The organism is Bombilactobacillus sp. ESL1202 (genome assembly GCF_058107125.1).
Window position 1 is genome coordinate 749,361 of record NZ_CM176590.1, and the last position, 13,371, is coordinate 762,731.

8 protein-coding genes are annotated in these 13,371 nt (G+C 36.7%); 1 reads left to right on the forward strand and 7 read right to left on the reverse strand.

Translation table 11 applies throughout. The annotated features are described in order from the left end of the window. Positions 1 to 213: 213 nt before the first annotated feature. From AC3B7A_RS03440 to AC3B7A_RS03460, 5 genes are all read right to left on the reverse strand, one after another. Complete coding sequence (locus AC3B7A_RS03440) at positions 214 to 8,853, reverse strand: SLAP domain-containing protein (protein WP_489756331.1); 8,640 nt, start codon at positions 8,851 to 8,853, stop codon at positions 214 to 216. Positions 8,854 to 8,858: 5 nt separating this feature from the next. Next, a complete protein-coding gene (locus AC3B7A_RS03445) occupies positions 8,859 to 9,140 on the reverse strand; it encodes a hypothetical protein (RefSeq protein WP_489756332.1) in 282 nt (93 codons plus the stop codon). A gap of 542 nt (positions 9,141 to 9,682) precedes the next feature. Beyond that, positions 9,683 to 9,988, reverse strand: a complete 306-nt coding sequence (locus AC3B7A_RS03450) for a hypothetical protein (RefSeq protein WP_489756333.1) — start codon at positions 9,986 to 9,988, stop codon at positions 9,683 to 9,685. Positions 9,989 to 10,623: 635 nt separating this feature from the next. Then, entirely contained in the window at positions 10,624 to 10,881 is a 258-nt protein-coding gene (locus AC3B7A_RS03455) for a helix-turn-helix domain-containing protein (protein ID WP_489756334.1), read from the reverse strand. 2 nt (positions 10,882 to 10,883) lie between these two features. Beyond that, entirely contained in the window at positions 10,884 to 11,249 is a 366-nt protein-coding gene (locus AC3B7A_RS03460; protein ID WP_489756335.1) for a type II toxin-antitoxin system RelE/ParE family toxin, read from the reverse strand. A gap of 372 nt (positions 11,250 to 11,621) precedes the next feature. On the opposite strand from AC3B7A_RS03460, the gene AC3B7A_RS03465 reads away from it, so the two are divergent. Continuing rightward, complete coding sequence (locus AC3B7A_RS03465; RefSeq protein ID WP_489756336.1) at positions 11,622 to 12,485, forward strand: IS982 family transposase; 864 nt, start codon at positions 11,622 to 11,624, stop codon at positions 12,483 to 12,485. Positions 12,486 to 12,532: 47 nt separating this feature from the next. Here the strand turns inward: AC3B7A_RS03465 and AC3B7A_RS03470 are convergent, their stop codons facing one another. Both AC3B7A_RS03470 and AC3B7A_RS03475 read right to left on the reverse strand, forming a co-directional pair. Beyond that, positions 12,533 to 12,739, reverse strand: coding sequence for a hypothetical protein (locus AC3B7A_RS03470; protein ID WP_489756337.1), 207 nt, complete (start codon positions 12,737 to 12,739; stop codon positions 12,533 to 12,535). 32 nt (positions 12,740 to 12,771) lie between these two features. Next, a complete protein-coding gene (locus AC3B7A_RS03475; protein ID WP_489756338.1) occupies positions 12,772 to 13,335 on the reverse strand; it encodes a DUF3990 domain-containing protein in 564 nt (187 codons plus the stop codon). Positions 13,336 to 13,371: the final 36 nt, after the last annotated feature.

Sequence of the window (13,371 nt, forward strand, 5' to 3'; positions counted from 1 at the left end):
GACTAACTCCGATTGAGTATCCAGAGTTAGTCCTAATTTTAGGGCGGATATCATTTTTCAAAAGTGACTTTTCGATTGCGTGAATTATTCTAGAAATCACTATTTCAATACATTCAGCTTGATTTTAATTCGCTCCAAAAACTGAAAATAAAATTCAATCTTAAATCCTTAGTCTAGGTTAGTTGATGAGCGCTGACCAGTCTTGTTTGCAGCTTAGTCAACTTTAATATCAACATCTCTAACCCATTCATCACCGCCAACACGATAATACTTATGACCGTTGACTTGCAAAATTTGATCAAATTTCCAGTCATTTTTATTGGTAATACTACGTTCTAGAGCTTTCGCTAAATAGCCAGCTTGATGACGATAATGATAAACAGCCGCTGCTTGTTGAACTAAGCTTAAACTGCCCTTTTGCTTGGTTAAAACGATGGCCTCTGGTACCAAGACCACATCACTTTCTTTAACATATTGATGTGGTGCTACTTGATAATAAACTTGACCATTAGCCAAAGTTTCTTTGGCATTGACTAGCCACTGACTAGCTGTTGGTAATTGACTGGCAATTGCAATTGCCCCCTGATCATTATAAACCGTAATGGAATCTTGACCAGTAGCTGGTGTCACTCGCACCACGCCATCAATCACTTGCCGCGAACCAATCTTTGTATACAGAACATCATCGGCTTTGACAAATTCATTTTCGCCCACCCGATAATACATCGTACCATCAATTTGTGTTCGAATATAATCCACTTTCCATTCTGTATTGGCCATCAATAATTGATCCAATTGTTGCCCTTCTTCATCATACAAGTGAATAAAGCCACCAACAATATCGGGGCGCACAATCGCAATTCCCGGATTACGAACCATCTTTACTTGATTAAAACCACCAGTTAATTCGGTCGCTACCTTACCCGAACCTAATAAATTATTGATGTGGTTGAGACAATCCGTCTTTTCTTGCTCAACGCCTTCTAAGGTGTCAGCTTGTTTCACCTGATCGACGCCATCACTTTCGACATGCCGTACTTTAAAAATCCGATCCTGGCGAACATCAGCTGCTAAACTAGTATCATTTTCTAAATTCTTCACCGCTTGATCGGCGGCTTGATGAATCGCAGCAATTGCAGCCGTTTGTGCTTGAGCAACACGGACTTTCATCACTTCAGCTGCCATATTAAATTCGCCAGCCGTCTCAGCGGTACTAGCATCAGCTACAACCTGGCTTTGATCAATTTGATCTTTCGCATGTTGATAAGCCGTTTGCACTTGTTCTTGGGCTTGCTCCTTTTGTTCGGCATCCAAATCGTCTAGTCCAGTCACAGCTTGATTAATTTCTTGATATTTATTTTCTAAAGCGGTCAAACTATCATCTTTAGTAATAGTTAATTGCGCCACTTGTTGCATTTGTTCAATTCCCGTTTGTTGACTAGGTATTACTTGTTCATTAGTGGCTGCAGTAATGCTATCTTTTGCACTTTGATAAGCAGCTGCTAACAAACCATTCAAATCATCAATTTGATCAGCGTAATGAACTAAATGATTGATTTTATCCTGTTCTGCTTGCTGGGTTTGGGCTAAAGCTTGCATAGCTTGGTCTTTTTGCTTGATCAAGTCTTTAGTGGCCGTTAATTGCTGTTGACCATCAGTTTGTGCTGCATTGAGCGCTGTTTGGTCGGTAGCATTCAAAATTTGATCAAGAGCCTGCTCTGTTTGCTGATTAATTTGATTTTGAAGAACCGTTTGCTGCTCACTATTTAAATATTGTGCTTGATCATAAACTTGTTGCGCAGAATGATGTGCCTGCTGAACTTGTAAAATGGCTTCAGCTTTTTGTTGCGCCAAAGTTTCTTGTTGCTCAATGGCAGTCTGTGCCTGTTGCTGTTCAGTAGCAATCTGGTCAGGATCAGTTTCCTGATTAATTTGACTCACACCCTGGTCATAACCTAATTGAACTTGATGTTGTAATTGGCTAACTTGATCTGCAGTTAAATTACCACCTTGGTTAGTACCCAATTGCGCAATATTTTGTTGAGCTTGCTGTAAATTATGATCTAAAGCATTGAGCGCTTGATTTTGTTGTTTTTTCAAGGCCGTTACTTGATTAATTTGCGCTACTCCCGTTTTCCCAGCTTGCTGAACAGCTTCGACATTCGTAGCTTGACTAACTTGTGCAACCGCCTGCGCTGTTTGTTGCTGGGCTTCATGCAACAAGCTCGTTTTATCAGTTTCATAATGATTTAAAGCATTGATATCCGTTTGCGCCGTTTCAAAGGCTGTATTAATTTGTTCCATAGCCGTATCCATGGCATGAGCCAAATCTAACGTTGGCGCAAATTGACTTTGTTCTTGATTCAACCATTCATCAGTTAATTGACTAGCATCACTCACCTGATTTAGGTCATTTAAAATGTTTTGTTCAGCACTGGCTAGTTGATTTAACAACTGATCCACTTGAGATTCAGTACCAGTCGTGGTTAAATGTCCAGTCTGATTTTGACCTAAACTAGTAATAACTTGTTGATCATGAGCAAAAGTTTCTTTAATTTTTTGTTGCAATTTTTGTTTTTGTTGTGCTGTTTGGAGTAACTGATCTAGCTTATTAGCTTGACCCTTAGCTGCGTCGGTAACATCTTGAGCACTTTGCTCTGGATCTTTTTGCGCTTGGTCAATGGCCGAACTACCTTGGCTTGCCGCCGTTGCTACTTGTTGTTGTAGCTGATTAATTTGACTCGGCGTTAGTGGATGATCACCCTGACCTAAAGCTGTTATTTCTTGTTGGTCGTGATCCCATTTTTGTGCCAAAGCAACTAACGCGTTAATTGCCGCAATTCCTTTAGCCGCAACTGTTTCTTCTTGATCTAAATCTTGCATTCCTGTCAAAGCTGTTTGCGCGGCAGTATCAACTTTCACTAAGAAATCATTTTTTTGCTGTTCATTTAAATTCGTTAAACCATTCAAAGTTTGATTGGCGGTACTTAATGTTTGTGCCAGCGTCGTTAAATCTGTCAAAACTTGATCATTAACTTGATTAACAGCCGCTACGGACGTTGCATTTTTAATTTGGTCGACTAATTTTTGCTTAGCTTTGGCTACTTCACCGGTATTAGCAGCCGTCCAACTAGGTTTTTGGCGAGCATCTAAACCATTCAAGTTCTCAATTTCTTGTAAAATTTCGTTTACTTTAGTATCCAGCGCAGTCAAGGCATCATTTTGCGCTTGGGGTAAAGTTAACAAATCTTTGATAGCCGCAGCACCATTTTGCCCCGCCGTCTTAGCTGCTGCTGGAGTGCTAGCAGCCGTAATCTGAGCAGCGGCTTGTTGTTGCGCTGCTGCAACTTGTTGTTGCAAATCCGCATGTTGTAAAGCCAATTGCTCTAAATTATCAATTGCTGTATTGGCCGCACTGGCAGCCTGTTCAACCACAGCCATAGCCGCACTCATTGCCTGTGCTAACGCTGTAACATTGGTTAACTTAGCGTGTTCACTAGCTGCATTGAAATCAACATCTGGTGTTTGGAGATCTGTTAAAATTTCCTGCCGCGCACTACTTAACTGAGCTAATAACTTGTGAATCTGAGTTGTCGGATCAGTTGCATTGGCTGAACCACTCAAATATCCTTGGGCGTCATGAGACAACTGATTAATTTTATTTTGTTCTTGGGCGTACCAACTAGCGATATCATTCAAAACTGTTGCGTGTTCCACATCTTGTTGGATATTTGCTTGATCTTGTTTTAAAGCAGTCGTTTTATTCGCAGTTAAATCTTTAATTCCTTGATTATAATGTTCAATGACAGCTGCTGTGGCAGTTTGTTGATCAGTCAGAGCTAATTGTGTTAAGTCAGTAATACTATTAAGCGCATGATCTTTTAAGCTAGTCAAATCAGTCATCGCCGTGTTTTGTGCATCGGCCTGACTAAGCAAATCAGTGATTAGTTTTTGTTCTTGCTGTTTCCAATTTTCCGTTAATTGACTTGGATCAGCCAAGTCCGCCAAATCTTGTTGAATTTGTTGTCCAACTGCACGCAGTTGGTCTAACCAAGAACCAACTTGATTAGGTAAATTCTGATCAGTGCCGTCAGTTAAATGACTCGTCGAACTTTGCCCTTCAGCTAAACTGTTTATATGATCCTGCGCAGAACTTAACCACTGCTGTAAATCAACCGTTACAAAACTACCACTATTGGTATTAAAATTCTGCGCTTGATTCATAATATCAGTAATGGCCGCTTGGGCATCAGTATAAGCCTGATTAGCAGTTGTTTGGTCAAGAGCTGCTGTAATTTGGGCTTGGTATTTGGTTTGAACGTCAGTAATTTGCCCTTGATAATCTTCTTTTTGACTTTGTGACAAATTATTCAATTCAGCAATTTGCGTATTAGCCGTTTGCACCGCATTTTGTAATTGGGCACTCGCCTTTAATTTTGTAATTGCTGTTTCACCGGCCACTTTAGCTCCTGGCTTTTGGGAAGTAATGTTTTGAACTGCTTCATTATATGCTGCAGTAACTTCAGTGGTATCAGCCACACTTAAAGCATCATCGCGAACGTCCTGCAACTCAGCCATGTCTTGATTCATTGCGTCAGCTTGAGCCGTCACAGCTGCCAACAATTTTTGCTCTTGTTCTTGCCAAGTTGTTGATAAATCAGTGGTATCTTGTAAATCGGCTTGAATTTTTTGATAAGCTTGTTGCAATTGGTCTAAAAACTTGCCCACTTGATAATTGGCATCAGTTGCAGTCTCACCAACCGTTAAATGACCATTAGTTTGCCCGGTAGCTAAACCTTTAATATGTTCTTGGGCATTTTGATACCACGTATTAATATCACCATTTAACAAATTATCTTTAGAAGTACTCAAATTACGGGCTTGGTTAACAATGTCATCAATCGCTACAGTTCCATCAGTATAACCTTGCTGAGCCTCAGTTGGGTTAGTCGCATTATCAATATTTTGTTTGGCCGTTGATTGCGCTGTCGTGACCGTGGGATCAGTATTAAAAATTTGTTGTTGATAGGTTTGTTTTTGTGCAGCATTTAAATTATCTAGCCCCGCAATAGTTTGCAAAGCACTTTGAGCATAAGCATCTAATTGAGCTGTCGCAGTAATCTCGGCCATTTGTAACCGAGCAGATTGCTCATAAGCTGTGGCACCATTTTTTACAGCATTTTTATAAGCTAAATCAATCTGCGTTAAATAAGCACTTTGATCTGTCACAGTAGTGCCCAAACGATTAATGGTCGTAGTTGCATTAGCCTTAGCTTGCAACAAATTAGTCATGGCAGTATTTAAAATGGCGGCTGAATCAGTAATAGTTGTCAATTGATTTTGTTCTTGCTGTTGCCAAGAAGCTACCACTTGACCATTGCTAATCTGATTACTGTCGATCAATTGATCAATATCTTGTTTAAGTTGCGTTTGAACCGCATTAATTTGGGTCAAAAGCTCCTGCACTTGATTAGGCATATCTGGATCAACCAAATCATTCTGCGCTAACAAATGTCCCGTCGTGCCATTATTAGTTTGCCCTTCAGCCAAATGATTGACTTGATCTTTGGCGCTATCAACCCAACTCGTTACATTATTAAGAAAATCAGTTCGTGCCGCAGCTAAAGCCTGCGCCTGACTAATTAAATCAGCAATAGGTGTTTGTTGAGCGGTAAAACCATTCTCTGCTTCCGTGGCATTAGCGGCAACTGCAATATCAGTCTGCGCCTCAGTCTGTAAATTATTCAACTGTCCTGCATAATATTCTTGTTGGTGACTACTTAAAGCTAAACCGTTGATCTGATTAGTAGCCGCGTTAATGGCATCTTGGAGTTGTCCTTGGGCTAAGCCTTGAGCAATTTTCTTCAAACCTGTATTCAAAGCTGTGGTAATGGTGTCGGCGGTTGTTGCCTTCGTTATGACACGCACAGCATCATCGTAAGCCGATTTTACCGCATCTAAATAAGTTTTTTGTTTTTCTGGTGTATCTAAGGTTGCTAAGTGATGTTGAATTTGATCATTAGCGTCATTATAAGCAGCCGTTAATTGATTCATGGTGTTTTTGACAGCAGTAGCTAAGTCTGTCATATCATTCAAATCTGTCAAAGCTCCATCGGCAGCATTAGTTACATCGGTTGCGTCTTTATCATTATTAGCTTGTGCATCATTGATAGCTGTCACCCCCTTATCCGCTGCTTGACTGGCTTGGTCTTTCAAATTATTCACTTGATCAGTACTTAATCCGTTCTGACCACCCAAATCAGCAATCGTTTGATCTTCATTATTTAATTGATCAGCTAAATTAGCTAAAGCATCCATGGCTGCCTTACCCTTATCAATCGCTGTTTGGCGACTGGTATCATCACTAGCAGCTTGATAAGCGGTCATCGCATTTTGTAAAGCTTGATCAACTTGGTGCAAGTAATTATTAACTTGCTGATCGCTTAATTGACCATTATTAGCAGTACTACAATGATTAATTTTTTGATTAGCACTATTTAAAGTAGTCGCTAAATCTAATAAATTATCCAATTGCTTTTCACCGGCAGTTCCGGCATGAGTAGCACTAGTAGAATCCGTTGCGGCATTAATCTTGGAAACAGCGTCTTGGTAAGCTAACGGAACTTGTCCTGTCGTGGCATCGTTAAAATACTTGATTTGCTCATTTGTTAAACTGCCACCTTGATCTGGCCCTAACTGATTAATCGTAGCTAAAACACCATTAGTCTGGTCATCATATTTGGTCTTCAAATTACCCAGCGCAGTATCCTTGGCAGTTGCCAAACCAACAATCTGTTGCATGGCTGCAATACCAGCTTGGATATCATTAGCCAACGCTGTGGCATTATCTTTATCCTGATTAATCTGATTTTGAGCAACCGTTAATGCTGAAGTCAAATCATTATCAATTAACGTTTGACCATTTTGAATATTATTTAAGCCACCAAGAATAGTCTTATCTTGGTCAAAAGCCGCTTGGACTTTTTGCAGTGCATCCTGATAGCTAAACAACGCCGCAGAATCAAGTTCAACAGGAGTACTATCCCAAAAATCTTTATTCGCAATTAAACTTAATTTGTCATCTGCTTTTAACATGCCACTAGGAATATGAAAACTAAATTTACCAGTAGTATCAGACTGCGTAATATAAGGTTGATTAGTATCATGCCAATAACCACCATCAGTCGAGACGCCAGCAATGTGCAACAAAGTCTTGGTACCATCACTATGCTCAATTTGAACCGTAAGATTAGCTTCACCAAGATTAGTTTGCCCCGTTACGGCTTGGTTAGCTAAATCTAATTGTACATCACTAAGTGCGATATTATTCGGACCTGTCCCCTGAAATTCAATGCGTCCTTGACTAAAACCAGCTTTAACAGCAGCAATAAACGCTGCTTCATCAGCTTGCGTTTTACCAATAGCATTAGTACCGGATTGTAAAACATTGTTTTTGGTAGTTAAACTAATTTTGCCTAAGGTTGGCGAGATATTTTGACCGTTGACAAAATGCGCATGCTCTAGGCTATCAATGCCTAAATCGTTCATCAATAAATTAACATTCGAATTGCCCCCGTTATCAATAATGAAGGACTTCGGGTCGTTAATCGTAAAAGTTCCTGCCGAACGTACTAAATCAAAGGCTGCGCCACCAGTATTATAAACTTCAAAGACAGCTCCTTCGTTAACAGTTAAATTAGTTCCAATAATTACCTGTAATGGAAGTTTTTTATCTGAAGGAATTCGAATATTACTTACATGAACAATAAACACCCCATTATCAACTAGATTATGATTACTAATCAGTTGATAAAAAGAAGGCATACCATTCGAAGAAGTGGTACTACATGCCGCAAGATTAATCAAACTACCATCAATAGTTAAATTAACGGTTGCGCCTTTATCAATTAAAAATTTAATATCTACTTTGGATTGAAAATTAATAAGCTTTAAAGTAGTCCCTGTGACTACCGTTAAATTACGACAATGAATCGCTCTGTGATTAGTTAAGACGCCAGTAACATTAACACCTAAAGCCGTATAAGCGCTCGCCGTTTCAATACTATCTGTAGTGCCTTGAATTGTTATATCATTAGTACTGCCGTCACTGGCATTAATAATACTTGCACCTTTATAATTAACATTGTTCAGTATAATCTTTAGACCAGCAGGTGTCCCAGCAAACAAAACCTGTTGAGAATACAGGTCAAGATTTTGAAAAGTAAACGTTAAATTATTCAGACTAATGGCTGATTTTCGAAAGTCAAGGCTATAATGTCCCGTTCCATGTTGTCCATCAACAATTAAGTTCTTGGTTCGACCACTAAAGGTATGAGTACTAGCAGTTAAAGCCAGATTATTGGTCAAATGAATTTTAGTTACACTATTATTCTGCATAGCACTAACAAATTCAGCTTCAGTGCTGACCGATGCTACACCGTTGACAATATTCAATAAATTAGCCACTTGCGGCTGATCTGAATCAGCATTATGTAGCAAATCAGCAGCGTCATTATCAGTAGCCGTTGGGGATTGACTAGCGTCAAGATCAGGCTGCGTATTATTAGCGCTAGCTGAAGCTGAAGCCGACTCTTCTGGGTGATCATTCACACTTGCACCTTGTCCCACATCGTTATCAGAAGTAGTATTTGTAGTAGCACCACTATTATCACTGGGTTCTTGATTAATTTCGTGATTAGTAGTAGAACTGGGATTATTATTAGCGGTCGTCACCGTACCTGAACTACTGATAGTAGTTTGATCGACGTTTTCATGATTTTCTGTATTAGTTGATTCATCAGGTTGGCTAAGACTATTTGAACCATTCACTTTAACAAACTGTTGTGATGACATGTTCGTCATATTTGTCGATTGTCGATTGTCGATTGTCGATTGTCGATTGTCGATTGTCGATTGTCGATTGTCGATTGTCGATTGTCGATTGTCGATTGTCGATTGTCGATGCCATTTATTTCACTGGGATCGGTTGTCTGAATTTCTTCTCCTGGTGCTGCTTGATCAAACTTCGAATGATCATCAGTAACATCAGCCTTGGCGGTAACTTTATTACTTGTAAACCACAAAGTTGAGGAAAACAGCGTAACTCCCATAGTTGCCAATAATCTCTTTTTATTACTCATTGATTTACTCCTCTTTAATTGCTATAAACGGTAACATTTCACAAAAATATTAATAGATTGATAACTAATTAATGATTGATTTTTGCTATATAGCTTGATTATATGTTATTAATCCAAGTCAAAGCAATCACTAATTTTAGTTAAAAATATCATTAAAATTGTTGCTTAATTTGGCTCGTTAGCATTATAAAATAGACCAAGAAGGTTTCAATAAACACTTAATTTCACGCCAATTGCTACTTTTTATTAAGTTTAAATAGTATTAATAAAAAACATAATTAAATTAAAAGCAAAATGAGTTTCTTAAGCTTTTCTTAAACAATTACTTTGCGTATAAAATCACTATTTTAGAAATATAATTTTTATTTATGAGTTTAAAAGCGTATTTTTAGAATGATTTTGATATTGAGAATATCTAAGTAACAAAAAGTAGTGAACCAAAAAATGCTTCCAAAAATTAAGATTGTTGTCCTAATTTTTGGGAGCATTTCAATTTTTTATAGATGTCGGGGGCTATTTGTTCGAATTTTAAAAAATAGCTTCTAATTTTGAGAGTTCAAATAAACACCTAATTGTATAAGGGGAAAACCAATATTTGATTCGTCATAAAGAGTACATCTAGCTTCGCCCTTTTTTGAGCCAGGTATATAGTCAATAAGAATAATAACTTCGGGATTGTCTTTATTTTTTACAATTAATCGTAGTGCCTTAATACGATTAATTAAACCTACATGAGCGCTATTAAAGAAATCAGGCGAAGAATATATAGTTTCACTTTCATTATTATATTCCACTAAAAGATGCATAGACATACGGTTTTTAGTTATTTTTAAATCAACTTTAGACAATCTGCCATACAAAAACACACTTTTCCCAACAACACTTTTATCTAATTCACCAGGTATTCTGAAATTGGATCGTGGCTTTCTTTTTTTACCGGCACTAGTTGTTGCTGCTTTTTTAGGATCGCTTGTTCCTGCATATATAGGGGACAGATCAGATTGATCAGTTTTAGTTACCTTTCTTCGTCTTTTCTTCGGACTACCTTTTTTAGGAGGAGTTAATTTATGATGTATTTTTTTTAAAAAATATTTTCTTTCTTTTAATTGATCCTGTGATGATAATAAAGTATTTACAGTACCAGTATTTACTTGACTTTGTTGTCGAGAACTTGCAAGGCGTACTAAATCACAATTTCCTTTATGATTTGTATTAGGCCACGTGCTTAAATATGCCCTACGTTTTGAAGATCCCTGTTTAAATTCTAATGGGATACCACATAAAGAGCAAATTAAATTATCAAATATATCATTCTCTGGATCTTTTATCTTTATTTCTTGTAGTTTCTCTGGAGTGTATTCCTTTAATTGTTGTAATTCTGCTAGTGTATAATCCTTATTGGCATCATGATTTTTATTTTTTACTCTACACGTTGGAATTAATACAATAATATGATTCCCCCTAATTAACCCTTTATTTACTTTTATGCTGATACTAAACTTACCTCTAGTTTCAGGCCTAATCCCCTAGCATATCGATTTAAGGTTTTTAAAGTTGGAACAGATTCTAACATCTCAAGCTTGGCTAGCTGTGGTTGTTTCATACCAATTTTCTTTGCTAATTCTTTTTGTGAAATGTTATTTTTAATCCGTTCTGCATATAATTTAGCCATCGTATCAATAATAAATTTTTCATCATTTGGAATTGAGGAAAAACTGGACTCTAAATCTGTTAATTTCATTACTATTTTTCCTTTCTTTCTAGCCAATCTTCTAATAAATCAATAGCGTGTTCAACCTGCCGTTTGTCTGTTTTATTTTGCTTTTTCATGTAATGGCTTAACAAAACAAACTTTTCACCATCAGAACTGGCATAGAAAACTCTTTCTGGTTGTGGCCTTAACTCCATGATTTGATATTTATAGCCCTTAAGCACTTTTGAATGCGGCGGCCGAATATCAGGCCCTAATTCAGCCAATATTTTAAGTTGATAACGAATTTTTTTGAGAATTTTCTGATCATCTTTTTGTTTGCTATCATTCAGTTTATTCAGCCAATCCTCAATTTCACTATCGCCTTTTTTATCCTCGTAGACTTCTATTTCATACATATTATTTTTACTTTCGACATAACTACTATGCTATATTTATATAGTAACAACAATATATCATAGGAGTTATATAACTACAAGCATTCTATTTTGTAATCTATTGCTATAAGCAGAAGCTCAAATTTTGAACTTCCACTATAATTTCAGACTATATTTTCAAAAAATGCTTTCATTCATTACAAAAAACTGACAAAGTAAACATATTTTAATTTGAAACCAGTAAAAAAAGTGCCGATGAAATTACTCATCAACACTCAATATTATAGAACCAAAATTAATAATCAACACGCGTGGTGCTAGTTAAAAAATAGTTAAAATAAAAAGCTTGACTAGGCTACACTTTAAGTTACCTCTAACAAGAAAGTGATAGCTATGTCAGACCTCCTTAAGTTTAACCAAGATTCTTCTAGCTTGCAATCTTCAATTCAAGTTTGGATTAATATTTTAACCCCACTCTATAAAGAGTTTGTGCCCATTACTATTCAAAAAAGCCGCAATGTTCATTTAGCTAAACTATCTGACGTACAATTACTGGCTTTAATGTGTTTTCAGGTCCAAATTGGGATGTCTAATCAACGTAGTTTTTATCGTTTATTAAGCTTGTTAAATTTGTTTGATTTACCAGAAAGATCCCGGTTTAATCGTCTAACCCAAAGATGTGGTGATTTATTTCAATACATTAGAACTGGAATCGTGAACCAAAAAGTTAAACCACAATATACGATTATTGATAGTTTACCAATGCCTGTTTGTCAGCCAGCCCGCAACTTTCGTGCCAAAATGTTTGAGAACCTGGCAGCTAAAGGCTACAATGCCACCAAGAAATTACATTCTTATGGTTTCAAAGGTAGTTTTGAAATTACGGATCAAGGTATTGTCGTTGCTTATACCATTACTGCGGCCAACTTGCATGATATCAAAATGGTGCCTGAATTATTAAATCAATATCCTTGTCCGAACGTTTTAGCTGATCTGGGTTATTTAAGCCAAAAACTGAAACAAACACTAGCTCAAGAAGGCATTAATTTTTGGACACCAGTCAGAAAAAATATGAAACAAAAATCTGATAAAGTTAGTCAGCGATTACTGAATAAACGGCGGAGAAAAATTGAGACAGTCTTTTCTCAATGGAACCAAATGTTTGATATTGAACATAATCGTGCCCGTTGTTTAGCGGGATTCAAAAGTAGATTGGAACAATATTTATTTGTAGATACTTGGAGAAAAATTAACTAGCACCACGCGTAATCAACATTCAGTATTACAGAGATTTGGTCTTAAATTTACTGTAAAGCTAAGAAACGATCAATTTGTAAAATTTCAAAGGCAAAATTACGTGCCATAAAATGAGACCCTTTTGTAGCTCGTTCTTCAATCCAATCATTAAAGTTTCCTTCATTACGGTCAAGTAAGTTATTAGCTTCTTTACCTGAAACGCCCAGCTGAATTAAATTTTCTATAACTTCATTCCTCAATTTACTTCTATCCATATCATTCATAATAGTTTTGTTTTACCTCCCCATTACTTAATTGAAATAGGTATTTTATTTTTTATTCTAAACAGCCTAGAATCAACAATCTTTTGATTTTTTATACACAATTGAGTTTGAAAATCCTTGTAGCTAATTTCTGCTTTTACCTGTTCAAATGATAACACACCTTGTCTATATTTTGCCAAAGAAGTGAATAGATCATATCCATCTCCTATTCTTCCAAAAACAGCATCATATGTTTTAAATTCGCTAGTAGTTCCACCATCAAGTCTGTTAAATATTAAATATTTTATTAAGTCTTCGGTGAAGCTATTACCGAAATTTTTTAAATCAAAATTAGCTTCAATTGCTTTAATATTTAATTGACAGACAACCAGCATTGGATAATAATTTGTTATCTTTTGTCTTTTATTTTTATTGACAACCTTATTTTTTCTTCTAGCCCACTTTTTAGCTTGATCTATATCTTCAGTTAAATAAAATCCCTGACCAAAATCAAGATGAGGATCATTTTGATTAATCCTTACTTTTACAAAAGAATTAATAAACAAAGTAGAAGTTCCATGATACCAAGTTCTTGTATCTTCAATCATTTACAATTCATCCAATCAAACGTTTTAAATACCACA